At 64.1% G+C, this 23069-nt stretch carries 21 protein-coding genes and 1 tRNA gene; all 22 read right to left on the reverse strand.

Annotated features, from left to right (window positions below):
• Positions 1-12 precede the first annotated feature (12 nt).
• Positions 13-1242: a branched-chain amino acid ABC transporter substrate-binding protein gene (locus VLA65_RS00930; RefSeq protein ID WP_059387974.1), complete on the reverse strand. Its 1230-nt coding sequence runs from the start codon at positions 1240-1242 to the stop codon at positions 13-15.
• A gap of 241 nt (positions 1243-1483) precedes the next feature.
• Positions 1484-1557: transfer RNA gene (locus tag VLA65_RS00935), tRNA-Leu, on the reverse strand.
• Positions 1558-1599: 42 nt separating this feature from the next.
• Positions 1600-2520 carry an N-acetyltransferase gene (locus VLA65_RS00940; RefSeq protein ID WP_307052666.1) on the reverse strand — a complete coding sequence of 307 codons (921 nt, stop codon included), beginning with the start codon at positions 2518-2520 and terminating at the stop codon, positions 1600-1602.
• A gap of 131 nt (positions 2521-2651) precedes the next feature.
• On the reverse strand, positions 2652-4097 hold the full coding sequence (locus VLA65_RS00945) for an NAD(P)/FAD-dependent oxidoreductase (protein ID WP_332601539.1): 1446 nt from the start codon (positions 4095-4097) through the stop codon (positions 2652-2654).
• Positions 4098-4168: 71 nt separating this feature from the next.
• Positions 4169-5557, reverse strand: a complete 1389-nt coding sequence (locus tag VLA65_RS00950; RefSeq protein WP_307052667.1) for a S8 family serine peptidase — start codon at positions 5555-5557, stop codon at positions 4169-4171.
• Positions 5558-5573: 16 nt separating this feature from the next.
• Positions 5574-6539 carry a Ppx/GppA phosphatase family protein gene (locus tag VLA65_RS00955; RefSeq protein WP_332601540.1) on the reverse strand — a complete coding sequence of 322 codons (966 nt, stop codon included), beginning with the start codon at positions 6537-6539 and terminating at the stop codon, positions 5574-5576.
• Positions 6536-7252 (reverse strand): DUF501 domain-containing protein, encoded by a 717-nt coding sequence (locus tag VLA65_RS00960; RefSeq protein ID WP_332601541.1) that lies wholly within the window; start codon positions 7250-7252, stop codon positions 6536-6538. Before VLA65_RS00960 ends, VLA65_RS00955 begins: the two co-directional genes overlap by 4 nt.
• A gap of 56 nt (positions 7253-7308) precedes the next feature.
• Entirely contained in the window at positions 7309-8031 is a 723-nt protein-coding gene (locus VLA65_RS00965) for an FtsB family cell division protein (protein ID WP_059387976.1), read from the reverse strand.
• Positions 8032-8188: 157 nt separating this feature from the next.
• The gene (gene eno / locus VLA65_RS00970) at positions 8189-9469 is read right to left on the reverse strand and encodes a phosphopyruvate hydratase (protein WP_306961132.1); all 1281 of its coding nucleotides are present in this window, start codon (positions 9467-9469) and stop codon (positions 8189-8191) included.
• A 93-nt stretch (positions 9470-9562) separates the two neighbouring features.
• Complete coding sequence (locus tag VLA65_RS00975; protein WP_307052671.1) at positions 9563-10201, reverse strand: MazG nucleotide pyrophosphohydrolase domain-containing protein; 639 nt, start codon at positions 10199-10201, stop codon at positions 9563-9565.
• An 88-nt stretch (positions 10202-10289) separates the two neighbouring features.
• On the reverse strand, positions 10290-11444 hold the full coding sequence (locus tag VLA65_RS00980) for an adenosine deaminase (RefSeq protein ID WP_059387977.1): 1155 nt from the start codon (positions 11442-11444) through the stop codon (positions 10290-10292).
• 28 nt (positions 11445-11472) lie between these two features.
• Entirely contained in the window at positions 11473-12162 is a 690-nt protein-coding gene (locus VLA65_RS00985; protein ID WP_332601836.1) for a DedA family protein, read from the reverse strand.
• A 234-nt stretch (positions 12163-12396) separates the two neighbouring features.
• The gene (locus VLA65_RS00990) at positions 12397-13047 is read right to left on the reverse strand and encodes a DedA family protein (RefSeq protein WP_059387978.1); all 651 of its coding nucleotides are present in this window, start codon (positions 13045-13047) and stop codon (positions 12397-12399) included.
• A 65-nt stretch (positions 13048-13112) separates the two neighbouring features.
• Positions 13113-14423, reverse strand: a complete 1311-nt coding sequence (locus VLA65_RS00995) for a thymidine phosphorylase (RefSeq protein WP_332601542.1) — start codon at positions 14421-14423, stop codon at positions 13113-13115.
• Positions 14420-14830, reverse strand: coding sequence for a cytidine deaminase (locus VLA65_RS01000; RefSeq protein WP_284990385.1), 411 nt, complete (start codon positions 14828-14830; stop codon positions 14420-14422). Before VLA65_RS01000 ends, VLA65_RS00995 begins: the two co-directional genes overlap by 4 nt.
• A 2-nt stretch (positions 14831-14832) precedes the next feature.
• A complete protein-coding gene (locus VLA65_RS01005) occupies positions 14833-16344 on the reverse strand; it encodes an ABC transporter permease (protein ID WP_332601543.1) in 1512 nt (503 codons plus the stop codon).
• Positions 16341-17714: an ABC transporter permease gene (locus VLA65_RS01010; RefSeq protein WP_370872297.1), complete on the reverse strand. Its 1374-nt coding sequence runs from the start codon at positions 17712-17714 to the stop codon at positions 16341-16343. Before VLA65_RS01010 ends, VLA65_RS01005 begins: the two co-directional genes overlap by 4 nt.
• Positions 17707-19257 (reverse strand): ABC transporter ATP-binding protein, encoded by a 1551-nt coding sequence (locus VLA65_RS01015; RefSeq protein ID WP_284990383.1) that lies wholly within the window; start codon positions 19255-19257, stop codon positions 17707-17709. Before VLA65_RS01015 ends, VLA65_RS01010 begins: the two co-directional genes overlap by 8 nt.
• Positions 19258-19420: 163 nt before the next feature.
• Positions 19421-20527 (reverse strand): BMP family lipoprotein, encoded by a 1107-nt coding sequence (locus VLA65_RS01020; RefSeq protein WP_172465512.1) that lies wholly within the window; start codon positions 20525-20527, stop codon positions 19421-19423.
• Between the two features lie 328 nt (positions 20528-20855).
• Entirely contained in the window at positions 20856-21875 is a 1020-nt protein-coding gene (locus tag VLA65_RS01025; RefSeq protein WP_332601544.1) for an NADP-dependent oxidoreductase, read from the reverse strand.
• A complete protein-coding gene (locus tag VLA65_RS01030) occupies positions 21872-22303 on the reverse strand; it encodes an organic hydroperoxide resistance protein (RefSeq protein WP_306961121.1) in 432 nt (143 codons plus the stop codon). Before VLA65_RS01030 ends, VLA65_RS01025 begins: the two co-directional genes overlap by 4 nt.
• A gap of 46 nt (positions 22304-22349) precedes the next feature.
• On the reverse strand, positions 22350-22784 hold the full coding sequence (locus VLA65_RS01035) for a MarR family winged helix-turn-helix transcriptional regulator (RefSeq protein ID WP_284992005.1): 435 nt from the start codon (positions 22782-22784) through the stop codon (positions 22350-22352).
• Between the last annotated feature and the right edge of the window lie 285 nt (positions 22785-23069).

Raw genomic sequence — 23069 nt, forward strand, 5'->3', positions numbered from 1 at the left:
CTGGGCTCGGTGTTATTTTCCGATGACGCCGATGGGAACGATCTTGCCGTTCTCAACTTTGTAGCCGTAAACATCAGGCGTTGCCAGTTCGCCGGTTGAATCCCACTTGTAGTGCTTCGACAGGCCGTCTGCATCGTAGGACTTGACCCAGGAAAGAAGGTCCGCGCGGGACTGCTTGCCCTTGTCGATACCGGAGAGCAGGACCGTGGCTGCGTCGTAACCTTCAATGGAGTAGGTTCCGGGCTCAGCGTTGGCAAGCTTCTTGTACTCGGACTCGAAGCTCGGGATCAGCTCGCCGGGGATGCACGGGCAGGTGAAGTACGAGTTCGACGATGCGTCGCCGGCCTGCTTGATGAACTGGTCATCCTTCACGCCATCCGGGCCCACGAAGGAGCCGGTGAATCCCTTTCCAACCAGCTGCTGGTCGAAGGGAGCGCCTTCTGCGTAGTAGCCCGCGTAGTAGACGGTGTCTGCCTTGGCGTTCATGATCTTGGAGATCACGGCCGAGAAGTCCTTCTGGCCTGTGACAACCTTGTCGGACCCCACCATCGCGGAGCCCAGGGCCGCGGAGGTTGTGGTTCCCAAACCGATGCCGTAGTCAGAGTCGTCCTGGACGAGGTAGACCTTCTTGGCCTGCAGCTTGTCCGTGAGGAACTTCGCTGCGGCCGGACCCTGGACGGCGTCATTGCCGAGGGCCCGGAAGAAAGTGGTCCAGCCGTTCTTCGTCAGGCTCGGGTTGGTTGCGGAGGGCGTGATGTGCACCAAGCCCTTCTGCTCGAAGATGTTGCCGGTGGCCTTGGATTCTCCCGAGAAGGGCAAGCCCACCACTCCGATGATGTCCGGCTCGGACACGATCTGCGTTACCGGGCCAGTGGCCTTGTTCGGATCGCCTTCAGTATCGAATTTCTTGAACTGGACCTGGCAGCCGGGGTTCGCGGTGTTGTGCTGGTTGATGGCCAGTTGGATGCCGTTGAAGATGTTGATACCCAGCTGGGCGTTGGGTCCTGTCTCGGCACCGGCATAGGCAAGGGTGGTGGTTGACGGGCAATTTGCCTTGCCATCGCCTGCAGGCAAAACAGCTCCGGCAGGAACGTCGACTTTGGAAATCGCAGGGATATTGATCCTGCCGCCGCCACCCGAGGTTTCGGTGCCGCTAGGGGCAGTCTGATTCGCACAGCCCGCCACCAGCATGCCGAGGGTGGCTGCTGCTGCAATCGCCGAAATGACTTTCTTCCTGTACATAAATAGCCTCCGCGGTGCGTCTGATTCGTGGTCATTCGCCCGAAGTCACTTTCACTTCGAACATGTTCCATGAGAGTACTACCAAATATGTGTCCTAGAACACATATACGCAGGTCAGGATCTAATAACGGTGTGTCGCTGTCCAGTCCGGACGGCCCTTCACATGAACGCGGGGTTAAATTCCTGTCACGGCACAGCTTGGCGCAACAAGTGGGGCCGCAGGGTTCGCATTTCGCATGCGTGCCCCAGGTGGGACTCGAACCCACAACACGCGGATTTTAAGTCCGCTGCCTCTGCCAATTGGGCTACTGGGGCGCCCGGATAATGGTAACCCAGTGCACTCCCCTCTTTCGTCTCCTAGAGCCGTTCAAACGGCGCGGCATAACGGAAGGTTCCACTGACGCCGTCGGGCCATGCTTTGAGGGGCAACAGTTGGAAATGGTCTCCCCACCCGGCGTCGGGGGCCACCACGCCCAGCGTGCGCGCGGGCAGGAATCCAAAGCGCGGATAGTACTCGGGACTGCCCAGCAGGGCGATGCCCGGTTCGCCCGCTTCGTCGGCCCGTCGAGCGGTTTCCCGCAAGAGGGCAGATCCGATGCCGCGCCGCTGCAGGTGCGGTTCGACGCTGATGGGGCCAAGCCCCAAAAGCCGGAGCTCCCCTATCCGGCCGCGGGTACTGATGACGTGGCCCACGATCTCACCCGCAATCTCGGCCACGATGCTGAACTCCGGCAGGTACTCATCGCACTCGAAGAGTTCACGCAGGAGCTTCACTTCGGCCGGGACTCCGTCGACGGGCAGCCCGGTGACCGGGCTGGTGGAAAAGGCGGCAGCCGTGAGCGCCAGCACGGACTCGCGGTCATCCTGCCGCTCCGTTCGCACCACCACGCCCTGGCCCAGCAGCTTAAGGACTTCCATGGCGCGCCCGCGTTCGGCGGATGGAACCAACAGGTGGTCGTGATGGAACCCTGCCAGGACGTTGCAACTGATACCAGCGGCCGTGAGGGCGGAGCTGACGGCCGCTGTGAGCCCCACGGCGTCCAAGGCAGAGTGGATTTGAAGAGTGATCCACGCCGCCACGAAATCGTAGGACAGTCCCAGGCGTCCGGCTTCTTCACGGCGCAGGACCACCGTGAGGCCTTCCGCTTCGCGGACAGCGGCTTCGATATCGCCCTCAAGCGCTTTGCCGTGCGGCCACAACGCGTACACGTAGTCGCCGTCCCGAAGGACGGGGTGCATGGATCCCAGGAGGGTCGTCAGATCGCTTTCGCCAGCCATGCTGCAAGTCTAGGACCCGCCGTCGCCGGCCATGCCTGCACCGCCGTCGCGGACGGGCCGCGAGTTAAACGACGACGGCGGCCGCTCCCGCGTGGGAAACGACCGCCGTCGGCGGGGCTGCTTGGGGTTCGCTACTTGGCGTCAGCCGTGACCGGAGCCTTGGCTTCGGCGGGCTCAGCGGCCGGCGCAGGTGCGGCGGCCGGCTTGGGAGCCGGGGTGGCCGCGGCCACGAAGGCTCCACGCGGGTTGTCGAGGTCCAGCAGCTGGGTGGTGTCGCGGCCCATCGTCATGCCCAGGATCCAGTTGAAGATCACGCGGACCTTGCGCTCACCGGTGGGGATGGCCAGGCCGTGGTAGCCGCGGTGGGCCAGCCAGGCGAGTCCACCCTTGAGGCCGATACGGCCCAGGATGTTGATGTTGGCAACGCCCTTCCATTCGCCGAAGCCGGCAACCGCACCGAGGTTCTTGTGCTTGTAGTCGCCCATGGGCTTGTCCCAGCGGGAGGCCCACAGGTTCTTGGCGAGGCGCTTGGCCTGACGCAGCGCGTGCTGGGCGTTCGGAACGCAGGTGCCGTCCGGCAGGCCGCTGCCCGTGAGGTCCGGGACGGCAGCGATGTCGCCGGCTGCCCAGGCGTTGTCGATGATGCCTTCGTCGCCCGCGATGCGCAGGTCCGGGAGGACACGGACACGTCCGCGCGGCTCGAGCGGGAAGTCGGTGGAACGGATCATCGGGTTGGCCTGCACGCCTGCAGTCCACACGAGGGTGTCGGCTTCGAACTCCTGGGCAGGCGTCTTGTCCGGCAGGTTGATGAGCTTGAGGCTTCCCTCTGCGTTGTCGAGGGAGGTGTTGAGCAGGACCTCGATGCCGCGGCTGCGCAGGTGTTCGACAACCCACTCTGCCTGGGCTGCGGTGACCTCGGGCATGATGCGGCCCATGGCTTCGACGAGAACGAAGCGGACCTCTTCCTGGCGGATGCGCGCGTTGTTCTTGACGGCAGCGCGGGCGAGGTCTTCCATCTCGGTGATGCACTCGATACCTGCGAAACCGCCACCCACGACCACGAAGGTCAGGGCCTTGGCGCGTTCGGCGGCGTCCGTCATGGTGGAGGCAACCTCGATGCGCTCAAGGACCTTGTTGCGCAGGGCGACCGCTTCTTCGATGGTCTTCAGGCCAATGCCTTCGTCAGCGAGGCCCTTGATGGGGAACGTCCGGGTGATGGCGCCGGCGGCAACCACGACGTCGAAGTACGGGATCTCGAAAGGCACTCCACCGTCGGCCGGAGCAACAACGGCGGTGCGGTTCTTGTGGTCGATGCTGGTGACGCGGCCCTGGATGAGTTCCGTCTGCTTGAGGTGCTGGCGGTGCGAGACGACGGCGTGGCGTGCCTCGATGTTGCCGCCGGCCACTTCGGGGAGGAAGGGCTGGTAGGTCATGTAGGGAAGGGGATCAACGACGGTGACGATGCCGCCGGCGTTCGCGATCTTCTTCTGCAGCTTGAGTGCTACGTACAGGCCGACGTATCCGCCGCCGACAACGAGAACACGGGGACGGTCAATGAGCTCAGGGGTGGTTGCCATAAGAACAGAGTACAGCACCTTGTGAAAATCTTCACTAACTATTTCCCGACGCTACGGATCGGCGCCTGAGGCTATTTCGGGGGGCTCGGATCCACGACGTCCACCACGCCGGTCGAGGTCTCGTCGGGCAGTTCCGGGGAGGTCCGGTAGGCGCGCCTCAATTGGACGGTGGCGCCCGCGACGATCGCCACGAAAAGCGAACCAAAGCCGATGACCACCGCGGCCGGAACCGCAGTGTCGGACTGCGATGGCGCCTTGGCCGCGGGAACTGTGGGATCCGCCAAGGTGGCCGCGGGAATGCTTGGTTTCGACGTTGACGGAGGCGTCGGGCTGCTGAGGTCGCCACGTCGATGGACCCGGATCCAGTCCGCAATGGATCCCACGGGATTGCTCGCTACCTCGGGTACATCGGCTTTCAGGGCCGCCTCGGCATTGAGGATGCCGTAGCCATAGATGGGGTCCTTGCCGGGCGCGCCTGCATCCTCGGCCGTCGACACAATCCTGTTGATGACCTGCTTGGCGCTCATATCAGGCCACTTCGAGCGGATAAGTGCCGCGACGCCGGAGACAATCGGCGCGGAGCCGGACGTGCCGGCCCAATCTTCATAGCTCCCACCGGGCAGTCCGCCCACCAGCTTCTCCGCGGGCGCCGAGACGCCGATGCTGATTCCCTGCGAAGAAGCGTCGACGCTGGCCGTACGGTTCCGGTCGAGTCCCGCCACGGTCAGTACACCCGGAATCGTGGCCGGCGCGCCCACCTGGACGTTTCCGCCGATCCGGTTGCCCGCCGCGGCCACGATCACCACGTCCTTTTGTTCGGCATAGAGGAACGCCGCATCCCAGCTTTGGGGCCAATCAGGCGAGGTGCTGCCGAGGGAAATGTTGATGACCTTGGCGCCGTTGTCCACCGCCCATCGGACAGCTTCGGGAATCTGTTCCTGGTCCGTCTTGCCCGCCGGATTCGGCGAACCGAGCCAGGCGGAAACGGAGAGGATCTGGGCCTCGGGCGCGACGCCGACGATTCCGTCCGGACCGACGCCGGAACCGGGCGAAGGGGACGGCCCCGGCGACGGAGACGCCGATGGGCTGGCCGGAGCGTGTCCACGCCCTGCCAGCAGCGTGGCGACGAGGGTCCCGTGCTCAGGTTTGGCCCCGATGCTTTTCTGTCCGTTGGGGTCGCCCGCACCGGAAGCGTCGGTTCCTCCGACCACCGCGCCGTTGAGGTCGGGGTGTTGCCCGTCCACTCCGCTGTCGATGATGGCCACTTTCACCCCGGCGCCCTTTGATACCTGCCAGGCTGCGGAAATGCCGTACTCGTTGAGCCAGTATTCCTTGTCCCGCCAAGAGTCGGCGAACGCCGAAGGGGCAGTAAGCAGGGCCCCTGCAAGGCTTCCCCCGGCCAGCATGGCCGCCAGCGCGGCCGATGCTGTCCGGCGGCGCCAGCCGTGTGGCAACGTCATCAGCGAATACCCACTCTTACCGAGTACTCGGCATGCTCAGAATACTCAGCGCGATGCCGTCGAGGATGTCATGTTCGCTGGAGGTAGCCGCAGTGATGGAGCCCTCTCCGAGCTCAGCCAAGCGTTGGAGGATGCGGCGCCAAACAAGGGCTCCGGCACCGATGACGTCGACGCGTCCGGGGTGCATGTAGGGTAGCCGGGCACGTTCCTCGCGGCTCATTTCCAACAAACTTGTGGCCGCGTCGCTGATGGTCTCCAGGTCCAGGCTGGCACCGTGGATGAGTGCGGGATCGTACTCGTCCAGGCCCAACGCGTGCGCGGTGATGGTGGTGACGGTACCGGCTACGCCCACGACGGCGGTGGCCCGGTCCAGCGGGACCGTGCGGGCCACGAGGTCCATGGCTGCGTCGACGTCGGCTTCCGCGGCGGCGATCTGCTCCGGCGTCGGAGGGTCGCTGCGAAGGTGCCGCTCGGTCAGCCGCACGCAGCCGATGTCGACGGATTTGGCGGCAATGACGCCGTCGGAGTCTCCGAGGACGAATTCGGTGCTTCCACCGCCAAGGTCCACCACAAGCACAGGGTCCTTGCCGCGCGAAGGCAGCACGCTGCTTGCGCCGGCGAAGGACAGCGAGGCTTCTTCGTCACCGGAGATGACCTCGGGTTCGACGCCCAGCAGCCCCCGTATCCCGTCAACAAAGACGTCCCGGTTACGGGCGTCCCGGCTGGCAGAGGTCGCCACGAAACGGATGCCCCGGGCTCCGTGATGGCGGATCAGCTCGGCGTAGTCGGCGGTCGCCGCAAAGGTGCGCTCAAGCGCCTCAGGGGCGAGTTCGCCGGTGGCGTCAACCCCTTGGCCGAGGCGCACCACGCGCATCTCGCGGACAACGTCCCGCAAGGGAGACCCGGAGTCCGTGCCGTTGGAATCCGCGATCAGGAGGCGAATCGAATTGGTCCCGCAGTCAATCGCAGCTACGCGGTTCATACGTTGAGCCCCCCTGCGGATGGTTTCCCTGATGGCTCTGTCGCGTGGGAGGACTTGGATTTGCGGACGGGGGCGGGACGGCCCACGATGTCCGGCAGGCCCTGCGGTCCGTGGCGGCTGAGGTCCTTGGACGGGGCCTCCCCCGCACTGTCCCATGCGCCGTCGCAATAGCAGCGGTCCGCGGTCCACCATTCGCTAATCGCCCCGATGGCCTCGTCGCCGAGCGGATTGACGCCGGGACCGGCGGCCAGGGAGTGGCCGACCAGCACGTGCAGGCACTTGACGCGGGTAGGCATGCCGCCGGCCGAGACCCCTGCGATTTCCGGAACGTCTCCCGTGCCGGCACGTCCGGCAATCTCGTCACGCGCCTGGAGATAGGCTTCGTGGGCGCTCCTGTAAGCCGCAGCCAAAGGCTCGTCCGCGGTGAGCCGTTCGTTCATCTCATTCATGAGCCCGCCGGCTTCCAGCCGCGACACGGCGGCGGTGATGACGGGGTGCGTCAAGTAGAACGTCGTGGGAAACGGGGTGCCATTGCTCAAGCGCGGAGCGGTTGCAGCGACCAGCGGGTTGCCGCAGACGCAGCGCGCCGGGATTTCGACGACGTCGCGCACCGGCCGTCCGAGCTGGCGGCTGAGGATTTCGAGATCGTGTGCTGATGGCTTGCGGGACTCCTGCGATGCAGGTGCCGAGTTGTCTTCCACTGGCGCTGCCATCCTTCCTGCCCTTTTTGGCCGCGCCCATCAGGGCGCGACGGCGGCGGGCACCGCGTCTAGTCTGTTGCCGAGCGCCTGATGGATTCCCACAGGCCGTCCACCCATGGCAGGTTGGACGGGCTTCCGGAAGCTCCTGAACTGGTGCTCCCACCCGGTGTGCCAGCGGGAACGTCTCCACCAAACACCCAGTAGCCAGCTTCACCCGGCATAACCATGTTAATGCGGTCCCGGGCTTGTTGTTTCACGTAGTTGGGGTCCTGCCACCGCGTGATCTGCTTCTGGAGGCTGGCCTGCTCGGCCTGTTTACTGGCAATGTCGGCTTCCAGGCCGGAGATTTCGGCCTTTTTCTCCAACCAGATCTTCACTGTGGGAGCGAGCATGATAGTGATCGCTATCATCACCACAGCGAGGGCAAGCATACGGCCGGAGAACGCCTTCGCGGGCACAGGGCGCGCGCCGTGGTCCTTGTCGGAGTGCGAGGATCCGGCACCGGACGCCTTGCTGGATGCCTTGCCGACAACCGGGGTGTTTCCCGAACGTCCCGGTTTCGCAGCACCACCAACCTTGGACCCGGAAGGGGCTTTGCTTTGGGTGCCGCCTTCGGCTTTGGCATTGGACGGCGTCCTGGACCCTGCATGAACCGGTGCCTCTTGCTGGGCGGCGGATGCCTTGCGGGACTCGCCGAAGTCGGCACGGATGACATGGCCGCCGTCGGGGTTCTTTTGGGGCGAGCGGCCGAGGGCATCTGCCCGGGGGACCTTGGGGCGGCGGGTGGCCATGACACTCCTGTAATGCCTGGTGCTTGCCTGGCGGGTTGCTGCGCGTTGCGTTCCTCACGGAGCCTGCGGTTTGCCGAAGTGCTCGCACATTTCGTTAAACAGAACCGGTGGCTATGGTCTTTCCACCATAGCCACCGGTCAGCTGTTTCAGCGGATACTAGCCCTTGAAACGCGGGAAAGCGCTGCGGCCGGCGTAGCGGGCGGCGTCGTCGAGTTCTTCTTCGATGCGCAGCAGCTGGTTGTACTTGGCGACGCGCTCGGAGCGGGCCGGGGCACCGGTCTTGATCTGGCCCGCGTTGGTGGCAACGGCGATGTCAGCAATGGTGGTGTCCTCGGTTTCGCCGGAGCGGTGCGAGGTGATGGTGGTGTAACCGGAGCGCTGGGCCAGGGAAACGGCGTCCAGGGTTTCCGTCAGGGAACCGATCTGGTTGACCTTGACGAGCAGGGAGTTGGCCGTGGCGGAGTCGATGCCCTGCTGCAGGCGGATCGGGTTCGTGACGAAGAGGTCGTCGCCAACCAGCTGGACCTTGTCACCGATGGTGTCGGTAAGGGTCTTCCAGCCTTCCCAGTCATTTTCGTCCAGCGGGTCCTCGATCGAGACCAGCGGGTAATCGGCAACGAGTTCGGCATAGTAGGCGCTCATCTCGGTGGCTGAGAGTGCCTTGCCTTCGAACTGGTAGGCGCCGTCCTTGTAGAACTCGGAGGAGGCGACGTCCAGCGCGAGGGCGATGTCCTTGCCCGGGGTGTAGCCGGCGTTCTTGATGGCTTCCTGGATCAGGTCCAGTGCGGCACGGTTGGACGGCAGGTTCGGAGCGAAGCCGCCTTCGTCGCCGAGGCCGGTGGAGAGGCCCTTGGCCTGCAGGACCGACTTGAGGTTGTGGTAGACCTCAACGCCCCAGCGCAGGCCTTCGGAGAAGGTCTCGGCGCCGATCGGGGCGATCATGAATTCCTGGATGTCGACGTCCGAGTCGGCGTGGGAGCCACCGTTGAGGATGTTCATCAGCGGGACGGGCAGGACGTGGGCGTTCGGGCCGCCCAGGTACTTGTACAGGGGCAGGTCCGCGGAGGCGGCGGCCGCGTTTGCCACGGCGAGGGAAACGCCGAGGATGGCGTTCGCGCCGAGCTTGCCCTTGTTCGGGGTGCCGTCGAGGTCGATCATGGCCTGGTCGATGCTGCGCTGGTCCGTGGCGTCGAAGCCGATCAGGGCCGGGGCGATTTCGTCGATGACCGCGTCAACGGCCTTCTGGACGCCCTTGCCGAGGTAACGGCCCTTGTCGCCGTCGCGCAGTTCGACGGCTTCGTGCTCGCCGGTGGAAGCACCGGAGGGAACTGCCGCGCGGCCGATCTGGCCATCGGAAAGCAGAACTTCAACTTCTACTGTCGGGTTTCCGCGGGAATCAAGGATCTCGCGGGCGTGGATGGCATCGATAAGCGCCATGGACTGCTCCTTATGGTGAAGCGATTTACTGGGAATCTTGAGGGAAATTCTCGACGTCCTCGTCGCCACTAGCCTAGTCGAGACCGGCCAAGGTTACGGAACAGCGTCGGAACCCTCACGTTTTGTGGCTTCGCCGTCGCGGCCCTGGTATCGGCGGACGGCACCGCGCAGGGCCCGTTCGGCGTCGAAGCCCTTCTCCCGCGAGCCCGCGACGACGGCGAGCAGCAAGTCTCCAAGCGCAGCTTCGGAGTCGGGAACCTCCACCGCCGCGACTGGACGGCCGCCGCGTTCAGGACTGCCCGAGCGCTCTGAGCGGGCTGCGCGGTCAAGCGACTTTTGCGCCAAGGCGAGGGCGGGAAGGTGCGGTGGAATGCCTTCGAAGGGATCCGAACGCCCGGGCTTCTCGGCCTTCTTCACGGCGTCCCACTTTTCGACGATCTCCTCCACGGTGGCCGGGAAGGATTCCTGCAAGGACCCGTCCGGTTTGAACACGTGGGGATTGCGCCGCACCATCTTGTCCGTGATGGCGCGCGCGACGTCGTCGAAGGTGAATTGTCCTTGCTCCTCGGCGAGCCGGGCGTGCAGCACCACTTGGAGCAGCACGTCGCCCAGCTCGCCGCGGAGTTCGTCGGATGTATCGGAACCGGACGCGCCGGCCTCGATCGAATCGACAACCTCATACGCTTCCTCGATCAGGTACTCGACCAAGGACTCGTGGGTCAGCGCCCCCATCCAAGGACAGTGCTCGCGCAAAGAGGCAATCGTCCCCAGCAACTCCACGACAGGACTTTCAGGAGAACTGGCGCCCGAAGGAGTTTGTTCAGCCAAGGTTGGCGTAGGCGTCGTTGATGTACTCCACCAACGCTTCTTTTTCGTCCAACGGCAGGAACGACGACTCGGCGGCGTTGAGGGTCAGTTCGAGGAGGTCATCGAGATCGTAGTCGAAGGTCTCCACGAGAAGCTCGAACTCGTCCGTGAGCGTCACACCGCTCATAAGGCGGTTGTCCGTGTTGATCGTGACGTTGAAGCCCAACTGGTAGAGCATGTCCAGCGGGTGGTTCTCGATGCCTTCGCCGAAGTTCGCGATCGCGCCGGTCTGCAGGTTGGAGGAAGGGCAGATTTCCAGCGCGATTCCACGGTCACGGACCCAGCCTGCCACTTCACCCAAGGTGACCATGCCGACGGTGTCCTCGGCGTCGTCGTCGGCTTCTTCGCCCTCGGCGTCTTCGAACTCAACGGTGATGTCCTCCGCGATGCGCACGCCGTGACCCAATCTCAGGGCGCGGCCGTCCACAAGGGCGGACTGGATGCTTTCCAGGCCCGCGGCTTCGCCGGCGTGGACCGTGGCCGGGAAGTTGTGCTCGGCCAGGTAGGTGAACGCGTCCTTGAAGCGGGAAGGCAGGAAACCGTCTTCGGCTCCGGCGATGTCAAAGCCGACAGCTCCGTTGTAGCGGTGGCGCACTGCGAGCTCGGCAATCTCCTGGCCGCGGTCCGCGTGGCGCATCGCCGTGATGAGCTGGCCCACCTGGATCTGGCGGCCTGACTCCTCAACGGCGTCGACGCCGGCGTCGAGCCCTTCCTGGACAGCGTCCACAACCTCGTCCAGGGTGAGGCCCTTCTGCAGGTGCTGCTCAGGTGCCCAACGGATCTCGCCGTACACGACGCCGTCGTCAGCCAGGTCTTCGACGAATTCCTTGGCGACGCGCGCCAGGCCTTCCTTGGTCTGCATGACGGCAATCGTGTGGTCAAAGGTTTCGAGGTAGCGGACCAAAGAACCGGAGTCTGCGGACTCACGGAACCACTGGCCCAGCGCTACGGGATCCGTGGAAGGCAGGGTGTGGCCGACGGCCTCCGCCAGCTCGATGATGGTGGCCGGGCGCAGTCCCCCGTCCAGATGGTCGTGAAGGGAAACTTTCGGCAGGCTCTTCAGGTCGAAGTCAAGGGCAGGGGCGGCATCAACAATAGGCTCAGTCACGTCTCAACTCTAGGGGGACGGAAGAAGCTTAGCCAGCAGGGTTTGAGCGGTCGACGCCGGCCGTCGCGTTAACCGCGGTTCCCGCGTCTGCTGCGGCTGCTTCCGCGGAGGCCGCTTCCTTCTTCTCGCCGTCTTTCTTTTCGAGATGCTTGTGCCACCAACGCAGGCTGTGGTCCACGATGACGCCGAGTACCACGGCGAATGCCACCGCAATCCCCACGCCGAGGAGCGGGTTGTTGTGCACCCAGTGGCCGGCCAGCGATCCAATGCCGATCGAATAGCCTACCCAGGTGAGGCAGGCGAAGGCGTCCAGGAAGAAGAAGGTCTTGTGGCGGAAGCCGGTCTGTCCGGCGACGTAGTTCACCGCCACCCGGCCCCAGGGGATATACCGGGCGGTGAAGATCAGCACGGCGCCGCGCTTGTCCAACTCGTAGTGCGCCCACGCGAACATCTTCTGGACCTTCGGCTTGCGCATCCATTTCCAGCGGTCCAGGCCGATCTTGCGGCCCAGCATATAGGCCATGTTGTCGCCGGCCATGGCCCCGACAAGCGCGGTGGCGCCAAGGAGCCACAGGTTGGGCTCACCCCGGTGCATCGCAAGGGCCGAGAGCCCGACGATCGCGGTCTCACTGGGAAGGATCGTGGCAAAGCCGTCGATGAAAAAGAAAACCAGGAGCACCGGGTAGATCCACGGTTGCCCGGCGGCATGCTCGAGCATGTGGTTCATGAAGTCCACGCAGGCATTGCTCCTCAAGGAAAGTCACACGGTCGCGTGACATAGATCGCTATCCAGTGTCCCACGGCCCGGGCGTCGTTCGCTACGCCCCGGCCGGGTGGAACACAATTTAAGGCTAGCTCGAAAGTCGAAATGGAAGCATCCCCCCATGGAGGGATATTCCGGTGCCAGGCACGTCATACCAAGGGAGGAGATGGCTCCCCCCTGCCGTGCCTGCTACACGACCGATTCCTCTTCGGGCTCCCCGGTTTCTTCGTCCTCTACGGTGGCGGGCGTGGCCCCGCGGACTTTGCTGATGATCCGGTCCACGATGATTCCCAGGATGACGGCAGCGACGATCGCGATGACCGCCCCGAGCAGGTGGTTGTGCTCGAACCATTGGCCGAAGAACACACCGATGGCCACCGAATAACTGGCCCACAGGACGGCGGACATAGCCGTGAGCGCCACAAACATGCCGTGCGGGAAGTGGGTTGCTCCGGCTGTGAGGTTGACGGCCACCCGGCCGATGGGGATGAACCGGGCCACCATGATCAGTGATGCGGCCCGCCGTCGTAGTTCCCTCCCGGCCCAGCGGAAGGCACCCTGCATCCTTTGGGAACGCATCCACCGCCATCGGCGTACACCTACTTTGCGCCCAATCAAGTAGGCGATGTTGTCACCTGTGAAGGCCCCAAGGGCTCCCACCAGGATCAGCAGCCACGTGTTGGGCATCCCTGCGGTCACGGAGACTGCCGCGAGTCCCACCACCATCGACTCGCTGGGAATGGGCGGGAAGAAACCGTCGATCACGCAGCAGGCAAAAACCAGGAGCAAGACCCAAGGCTGCCCGGCCGCGGCGAGGATGAAGTCGTTGATGGCTTGCACGGTCTTCCTAACGAATGGCCGCAGGGATTGTCTCCCGGGCATTCCGGAATGCCCGGGAGATCAGCCTAGGAGATCCGGTCGATGATGAGCCGTTGCGCCGGCCGTGAGCCTTCCGGCGCAATGAGCACAGCCCCTTCCAAGGCTTCCTTGGCCCTGTCGAACTTTTCCGGGGTGTCGGTGAGGAGGGTCATGAGTGGCTCCCCCGCCCGGACCAAGGCGCCCGGTTTGGCGTGCATCCGCACCCCTGCGCCGGCCTGGACGATGTCTTCCTTCCGGGCGCGTCCAGCGCCGAGGCGCCACGCAGCCACGCCCACCGCCAAGGCGTCGAGCTCCACCAGGACGCCGTCGGCCGGAGCCGGGATGACCTCCGATTCCTTGGCCACTGGCAGGGCCGCGCGCGGATCGCCGCCCTGGGCTTCGATCATGCGGTTCCAGACATCCATCGCGCGGCCATCCTTGAGGGCGGCCGCGGGGTCGGCGTCGTGCACTCCGGCGCAGGCGAGCATCTCTTCGGCGAGCCTGACGGTCAGCTCGACGACGTCTTCCGGACCGCCGCCCGCGAGCACCTCCACCGATTCCTCCACCTCGATGGCATTGCCCGCGGTCAGGCCCAGCGGTGTCCCCATGTTAGTCAGGAGCGCCACCGTATTGACGCCCGCATCCTTGCCCAGGGCCACCATGGTTTCGGCCAGCTCCCGGGCACGGGCTTCGTCCTTCATGAATGCCCCGGAACCCACCTTCACGTCGAGCACCAGGGAGCCGGTGCCTTCGGCGATCTTCTTGCTCATGATGGACGAGGCAATCAGGGGAATGGCTTCCACGGTGCCCGTGACGTCGCGCAGGGCATAGAGCTTCTTGTCCGCCGGAGCCAAACCCGTGCCCGCGGCGCAAATGACCGCACCCACGTCCTGCAGCTGGGCCAGGATTTCCTCGTTGCTCAGGTTAGCCCGCCATCCGGGGATCGCCTCGAGCTTGTCGAGCGTGCCGCCTGTGTGGCCCAGTCCCCTCCCGGAAAGCTGGGGAACCGCCACCCCGAAGACCGCCACCAACGGCGCCAGCGGAAGGGTGATTTTGTCCCCGACACCCCCGGTGGAGTGTTTGTCCGTGGTGGCTTTCATGCCGCCGTCGGGACGCCGCAGGCTGGAGAAGTCCATCCGCTCGCCCGAGGCGATCATCGCCTCGGTCCAGCGCGAGATCTCGGCACGGTCCATCCCGTTGAGCAGGATCGCCATGTTCAGGGCTGCCATTTGCTCGTCGGCAATGACGCCGCGGGTGTAGGCATCGATGGTCCAGTCGATCTGCTCCGGGCTTAGGGTTCCTTTGTCCCGCTTGATGCTGATGATCTGTACGGCATCAAAAGCTTCAGTCTGTGTCACCGGTTCTCCTCCAGGTTGTCGGGACCGAAGGCATCTGGCAGCACTTGGTCCATGGTCTTGATGCCCTGCGTTGTCATGAGTTGCATGCCGGGTGCCCGGAATTCATACAGCAATTGCCTGCAACGGCCGCACGGCATGAGGACATTGCCTTTGCCGTCGACGCAATAGAACGCCCGCAATCTGCCGCCGCCACCCATGTGGAGGTCCCCCACCAGGGCGCACTCGGCGCACAGCGTGAGTCCATAGCTGGCGTTCTCGACGTTGCATCCGCTGACGATCCGCCCGTCCTCGGTGAGGGCAGCCGCCCCCACCGGGAACTTCGAATACGGAGCGTAGGCCTTCCCCATGGCGGCGACCGCGGCGGCTTCGAGGGCCGCCCAGTCCACCTCGGTACCCTTGAGCGCCACGGTCAGCCCTTGACGTACGGTATGCCGCTCGCCGCCGGCGGCCGGGACCTGCCCACCAATCCAGCGACGGCGAAGACCGTCAAGGCGTACGGCAACATGGCCATGAACTGGCTCGGCACAGGCGATCCGATGATGGTGATGACGCTCTGCAGATTGTCCGCGAAGCCGAACAGCAACGCGGCCAGGAAGGCGCCGATCGGGTTCCAGCGCCCGAAGATCAATGCCGCCAACGCGATATACCCACGGCCACCGGACATGTCCTTGCTGAACGCATCCACGGATACGAGCGTGAAGAACGAGCCGCCAATGCCCGCGATCGCACCGCCCATGAGCACGTTCCAGAATCGGGTCCGGTTGACGTTGATGCCCACGGTGTCGGCCGCCTGCGGATGCTCGCCGACGGCCCGCACGCGCAGCCCCCACTTCGTGTGGAAGAGGCCGAGGTAAACGACGATCACTGCGATGTACATCAAATAGCCCACGAGGGACTGGTGGAACAGGATGGGGCCGATGATGGGGATATCGGACAGGAAGGGAATGTCCACCGGAGGCAAGCGCCCCGGCTTGTTGAGTCCATCCGGGTCCGCCGTCAGCAGCGTCGAAAAGAGGAAGCTCGTCAGTCCGCTGATGAGGACGTTGAGCACGACGCCGACGATGATCTGGTTGACGAGGTACTTGATGCTGACCACGGCCAGGACCAAGGAGACAAGCGTTCCGGCGACGGCCGCCGCGACCAGTCCGGCGTAGACGTTGTGCGTCACCGTGGCAACGACGGCTGCGGAGAATGCTCCCAGCAGGAGCTGGCCCTCAATGGCAATGTTGACCACGCCGACGCGTTCGCACAGGACGCCGGAAAGGGATCCGAAGACCAGCGGCACGGCCAAGGTGACGGATCCTGCGATCAGTCCGGCGAGGGAGATCGACGGCTCATCGCCATTTCCGCCAGCCACGATCCAGACCATGAACCCGATGAGGAACACGGCGGCAAAGGTGCCGCCCACCCAGCGGGGTACGGCCCTCTTCGCCTGGGTGAGGTACACCGTGTAGCCCGCTAGGCCCAGGAGAATCACGGCGGCGATCCAGCCGATGGCCGCGGAAGGGAGCGTGACCTTTGAAACCTTTGCCACGCCGAGCGCGGCGAGGCCGAGGACCACGACGGCGGCGACGGTGGAGGCGGGCAGCCAACCGGGTACCGTGCCGGAAACTGACGCGCGGCCTGAACGACGGCGGACGAACCACAGATATCCGAGTCCAGCCGAAAGCAGAAGGGCCAGGACGAACGTGACCAAAGCGGCGACACTTGAGGCCGCTTCATTGGCCGCCTCGGCAATGCCGAAGCCTGCCGATTTCGAATTGGACATGAAACCGAACAGCACGGTTCCCAGGATTGCGAGGAGGGACAATCCGATGCCGGCCTTCCAGCTCACCAGCTCCGTGGCGCCCGTCTTTCCCGGGCTCGCCGGGGCGTTGCCGGCGGGTGTGCCACCGCCGGGCTGAGTTGTTGTGGTGCTCATGCTGTTGCAGCTCCGCTCTCGATTTTTCCGGAGGGGATGGTTCCGGAGCCGGGGCCGCCGGTGGCCTTCTTCTTTTTGCGCGGGTTCAGTCCGAAGATCGCGCGTACCAGCGGCGGTGCCGCAATGAACAGGACGATCAAGGACTGGATGACCAGGACGATGTCGATGGGGGTCTGGGTTTCGGCCTGCATCGCGACACCTCCCGCGCGGAACGCGCCGAACAGGAGCCCGGCGAAGAAGGTTCCCCACGGCGTCGAACGGCCGAGCAAAGCGACCGTAATGGCATCGAATCCGATGGAAGCGGCGACGCCTCCCGAGAGGTACTTCTCCGTCCCGGATACCTGCGCAATGCCGGCCAGGCCCGCAAGCGCACCCGCAATCGCCATCACCAGGATCACGGCGCGGGGAACGTTGATTCCAGCGGTGCGTGCCGCGCTCTGGTTGGCGCCCACGGCCCGGAATTCAAAGCCGAGCGTGGAGCGCTTCAGGAGCCACCAGACGAAAACCGTTGCCAGCACTGCCAAGAGGAATCCGGCATGGAGCCTGAACTGGGGTCCGAGCAACTCCGGAAACAGTGCCGATTGGTCCAGGAAGGGCGAGATCGGGTTGGTGGAGCCCTTGCGCTGGAAAGCGGGAGTAGTCAGCAGGAACAGGAGCAGGAAGTTGGCGATGTAGTTCAGCATGATGGTCACGATGACCTCATGGGCACCGGTCCGGGCCTTGAGCAGCCCGACGACGCCGCCCCACACCGCGCCGCCGATGAATCCGGCAACGATGACAAGCAACAGGTGAACGAGGAAAGGCAGGTGCCAGGTGAATCCCACGTAGGCGCCGAACAGGGCACCGAAGATGATCTGGCCTTGCGCACCGATATTGAACAGCCCGGCACGGAAGGCCAGGGCCACGCCGAGTCCAGCCAGGATCAGGGGGGTGGACACCGTCAGGGTCTCAGTGATCGGGTACAGCTGGGCAGCGGCGTCGGCCCCGGCCCAGTTGAATATGGCGCCCTGGACCAACGCCACGTAGGGCCTGAAGACCTCGGTAAGCATGTCCCCCGGCTGCGCGAAGAAGTAACCTGCTGTCTCGGCGACTTTGGGGTTGGTCACGGCCATCAGGATTCCGCCGAGCACAATCGCGAGGAGCACGGACAACACCGAGACCATGGCGTTTCCGGTCACGATCTGCCGGAAGACCGAACCACCGGCGGCGTGCGGGATCTGTCCGCCCTGGCTGGCAGCCGGAATTACTGACGGGGCCATTGCGCCGTCGGCCGTGTCCAGCGCGACATCCAGGACGACCTCGTCGTCCAGAGTCTCCGGGCGCTCAGGCTCGGCCTCGTTTTCCTGCCGAGGGGTATTGGACTCAGACATGGGTTCCTCCCTCGAGGGTCTTGTGCGCAGTCAGTTCTGCCTCATGTTCCGGAACGCCGGCCATCATCAAGCCCAGCACGTCGCGGGACGTACCGGCCGGAACAATCCCGACCAGCTTTCCCCGGTAGAGGACGGCGATCCTGTCAGCGAGTTCGAGCACTTCATCGAGCTCGGTGGACACGATCATCACGGGAGTTCCGTTGTCCCGTTCGGCAATGACCCGCTTGTGCACGAATTCGATGGAGCCGACGTCGAGCCCTCGCGTGGGCTGCGATGCGATGAAGAGCCTCAACGGCCTGGAGAGCTCCCGGGCCAGGACCACCTTTTGCTGGTTGCCTCCGGAGAGCGTACCCACGGCGACATCGATCGACGGCGTCCGCACATCGAACTCCTCGACCTTCTTCTCCGCGTGCGAAGCAATCAAGGCCGGTTTCATGCCGATGCCTTGGGCGAAAGGCGCCTTGTCGTAAAGGTCCAGGATCATGTTCTCGGAAATGGAGAACGTTCCCACCAGGCCGTCGATCTTGCGGTCCTCAGGGACGAACCCGACGCCGGCGGACAAGACCTGCTTGACGCTCTTGCCGAGAAGTTCGACGCCGTCGAGGACGATGGACCCGGTGACGTGCTGCTGGACGCCGAGGATGGCTTCCGTGAGCTCCGTCTGGCCGTTGCCCTGGACACCGGCGATAGCGAGCACTTCACCCTTGGCGATGTCGAAGCTCAGCCCGTCCACGACGTGCTGGCCATTGTGGTCCACAACCGTAAGGTCCCGGACCTTGAAAGTCGCTTCACCCGGTTGGGCGGGTTTCTTTTCCAGGGTCAGGCTGACCGCGCGGCCAACCATCGCCGAGGCGAGTTCCGTAGGGGACGCCGAAGGATCGGCCGAGCCCACCACTTTCCCCCGCCGGATCACCGTGATGATGTCCGAAATTTCCTTGACCTCACGCAATTTGTGCGAAATGAAGACAATTGACTTTCCGGCTGCTTTGAGCTGGCGGATGATGTCCAGGAGCTCATCGGTTTCCTGCGGAGTGAGAACCGCGGTCGGTTCATCGAGAATCAGGACTTCGGCGTCGCGCACGAGTGCCTTGATGATCTCGACCCGCTGCTGGACGCCTACGGGCAGGTCTTCCACGAGGGCATCGGGGTCGACATGGAACCCGTATTGCTTGGAAATCTCGGAGATTCTCCGGCGGGTTTCATCCAAGTTCAGGAAACCGGCTGCCTTGGTGGCTTCGTTTCCCAACGCGACGTTTTCGGCGACGGTGAATACCGGAATCAGCATGAAGTGCTGGTGGACCATTCCGATCCCGGCAGCCATGGCATCGCCGGGACCCTTGAAAACGACCGGCTTGCCGTCGACCAGGATTTCGCCGTCGCTGGGGTCGTAGAGTCCGTAAAGGACATTCATCAGGGTGGATTTACCGGCACCGTTTTCGCCCAGGAGGCAATGGACTTGGCCGGGTTCAACCACCAGATCGATGTGGTCATTGGCTACAAGGGACCCGAAGCGTTTCGTGATCCCTTTCAGTTCGAGTTTCAAAACTCCAACCCATCTATAAAGGATGGCTCCTCGTCATCACCGTGCTCCCAGCATAGTGCTCGGCAAAGGAGTGTCGAAGAGCAAATTGAAGGCAACGCAGAACGCGCTGCCCTTCTGCCAAAACTCGGCTGAAGGGCAGCGCGATGCGGTTTAGCCCGGATTTTTACTTGGGGCTGGACTTCGATTCGACCTTGACTGCGCCGGAGATGATGTCCTTCTTCAACTGGTCAAGATCGCTCTTCATGTCTGCCGGAACAGCGGAGTCGAGATCGTGGAACGGGGCAAGCGCCACGCCCCCGTTGTCGAGGGTGCCGACATACGGGCTGGGGTCGAACTTGCCTTCCTTGTCGGCCTTGATGACCGTCTCCACGGCCGTCGCCATGGTTTTCTGGACCGACGTCAGGATGACCGACTTGTAGGCGGGTGCGGTCAGGTAGCCGTCCGAGTCGACCCAGATCAGCTTTGCGTCCGTGCCCTTTGCCTTGGCGTCAAGGATCGCGCTTCCGGCGCCCGCTCCAACAGGTCCAGCGACGGGAAGGACCACATCCGCCCCTTGGTCAAGGAATCCCTGGGTGAGGACCTTGCCCTTGTCGACCTGCTTGAAGTCGCCGACGAACGTTCCGTCCTGCTTGTCCTTGTCCCAGCCAAGCAGCTGGACGGACTTGCCCTTCTTCTGGTTGTAGTACTTCACGCCGTCGGAGAAGCCATCCATGAAGATGCTCACGGTGGGGATGTTGAGGCCACCGAAGGTCGCAACCTTGCCCGTTTTGGACGTGCCGGCGGCGAGGTACCCGGCCAGGAACGCGGCCTGGGCAGTGTTATAGACAATCGGCTTGACGTTCTTCGGGAAGGTGGGGTCCGAGTAGTCGATGATGGCGAAGTGGCTGTTGGGGTTCGCCGTCGCGATGTTCTTCGTGGCGTCGCCAAGCAGGAAGCCGACCGTAACCGTCAGCTTGCAGCCTTGTTGGACCATGGAACGAAGGTTGGGGTCGTAGTCCGTGTCGGCCTTGGACTGGACGTGCTTCTCCTGGATGCTCAGGTCCTTGGCTGCTGCCTGAAGGCCCTCGAAGCCTGACTGGTTGAACGACTTGTCATCGAAGCCGCCGGAGTCGGACACCATGCATGCGGTGTAGTCCGACTTGGTGGCGCTGCCCGAGCTCGAAGCAGACGGTGCGCTACCGCAGCCTGCCAGCAAAAGTGCAGCGGCGCCCGCAGTTGCGACGCCCGCAAATGAACCGCGCTTTAGTGTGGCACGCAGTGATTGCTTCAATTTTCCTCCAGGAAGAAAGTGATTGATGCTACGACAGTTGGTCAATGAGTGTCCGTTTCGAAAACTCGAGTCTGAAATTCTGTTTTCACTGATGCTTCGCAGCACTGCGCCTGGGGCGCACTGATGGCACAACTTTAGTGGGATTGAACACACCCGGGTAACACAAAAGCCCAACAACCCGAAGATTGTTGAGCTTTTGTTACCAAGCAGTAGCGGAACTCCCAGCGAACGGTCCTAGGATGCCCGTTCCCAAGTGCGCGAACTGGCAGCAGATGACCCAAAAATCGCGTTTTGCGGGCATCTGCCGCCAGTTCGCGCCGGGAATCCCTCAGTGCAGCCGGACCAGCATCTTGCCGGTATTGGCCCCATCCAGGAGGTCGATGAAGGCCTTCGGCGCGTTTTCCAGTCCGTCAACGATCGTCTCGTCGTAGCGGACCGTTCCATCGGCCAGCCATCCGGCCATCTTCCCGGCGAACTCCGCGGCGTGCTGGCGCTGGCCGCCCACGAGGAAGCCACGCAGGGTCAATTGCTTTCCGATGGCCAAGGCCAGGTTCCGCGGGCCCGGCGTGGGCTCTGTGGAGTTGTACTGCGAAATGGCACCGCACATTGCCACCCGGCCACCCACGGTGAGGACCGCGAGGGCAGCCTCGAGGTGTTCGCCGCCCACGTTGTCGAAGTAGACGGCAATGCCGCGCTCCCCCGCTGCTTCACGCAGTTGCTTCGCCACCGGACCGTCGTGGTAGTCGAACGCCGCGTCGAAGCCGAGTTCCAGCAAACGCGCCACCTTCTCCGGGGAACCGGCGCTGCCGATCACCTTGGAGGCCCCCATGGCCTTGGCGACCTGCCCGACAATCGAACCAACCGCGCCGGCGGCACCGGAAACGAAGACCACGTCCCCGGCTTTGAACTCGGCCACTTTGAGCAGTCCGGCATACGCCGTCAGGCCCGTCATGCCCAGCGCCCCGAGGAACGCCGACGTCGGCGCCAGTCCGGCCGGGACCGGCGTCGCGCTTGCCGCATCCACCACCGAATATTCGCGCCAGCCGAGCTGGTGCACGACGACGTCACCCACCTTGAGTGCCTCGGAACGGGACGCGATCACCTCGCCCACCGCACCGCCGTCGAGCGCTGCGTCGAGCCGGAAAGGCGCCGAATAGGACTTTGTGTCATTCATGCGGCCGCGCATGTAGGGATCGACCGACATGAACTCGTTGCGGACCAGGATCTGGCCGTCCTGCAGCTCCGGCAGATCGGTCTCTGCCAGCCGGAAGTTCTCCTGGACGGGGCGTCCCTGCGGGCGGGACGCCAGCTGGATTTCGCGGGTGCTCGTGGGAACGGCGGCGCTCATGCGGCCACCTCCACAAGCTTGATGTCGACGGCGATGTTCCCGCGGGTCGCGTTGGAGTAGGGGCAGATCTGGTGGGCCTTGGCCACGAGCTGCTCGGCGGTTTCGCGGTCCAGGGCAGGCAGGGCGATCTCAAGCTCCGCGGCGAGGCCATATCCCTCGCTGCCCTCCAAGGCACCGAAATGGATCTTGGCGGCCACGGCGGAATCAGTCAGATCCACCCGGGCCTTGCGTCCCACCAGCCTGAGTGCCGAGTGGAAGCATGCCGCGTATCCGGCGGCGAAGAGCTGCTCGGGGTTGGTGCCCTGGCCGTTTCCGCCCAGTTCCACCGGGCTGGCGAGGGTGACGTCCAACTTGCCGTCATTAGTGCGTGCGTTGCCTTCGCGGCCTTCACCGGAGGCAAGCGCCTCTGCTATGTACAAAGTCTTCACTGTGGTTCCTTTTCCTTCGATGGGATGGAGGTGCTGGGGTGGAGGATCAGATGGCTGAATGGAGGGCGGCGGTAAGCCGGCCCAGAGTGTCGTGAAGCTGCGCGAGCTCGGCTGCGCTCAAGCCGGCGGCGTCGGCGAGCCGCTGCGGAACAGCCCCCGCCCGGGCACTCAGCGCCCGCCCGGCGTCGCTCAGGTGGATCTCGACGCGACGCTCGTCTTCTACTGAACGCCGGCGCTCCACGAGGCCCATGGCTTCAAGCCTCTTGAGCAGCGGAGACAGGGTGCCCGAGTCGAGTCCCAGCTCGGTACCCAGTTCCCGGACGCTTCGAGGCTCGTTCTCCCAGAGCACCAGCATCACGAGGTACTGCGGATACGTCAGTCCAAGCTCGTCCAGCACCGGCCGGTAGACCGCCGTGGCCGCCTTCGAAGCGGAATACAGCGCGAAACAGACCTGGCGGTCGAGGCGGGGGGCTTCACTCATGGGAATAACGATAGCTCACAATTAAATTGCACACAACTCAATTGCTTCGGGCGACGCCCGCTCACAAACAAGCCGTACCCCGGCAACGCCCGCTCACAAACAAGCCGTACCCCGGCAACGCCCGCTCACAAACAAGCCCAACCCCGGCGACGCCCGCTCACAAACAAGCCCAAACGAAAGGATCCTCCTGAAGATAATCCGCAGGAGGATCCCCGGCCTTTAAACCAAGAGTGAGCGAGCGTCCGGCCAAAACCCGGCATAAGTGAGCGAGCGTCCGGCCAAAAC

Origin of the sequence: Arthrobacter sp. S2(2024), assembly GCF_036662515.1 — a bacterium.
Lineage (GTDB): Bacteria > Actinomycetota > Actinomycetes > Actinomycetales > Micrococcaceae > Arthrobacter.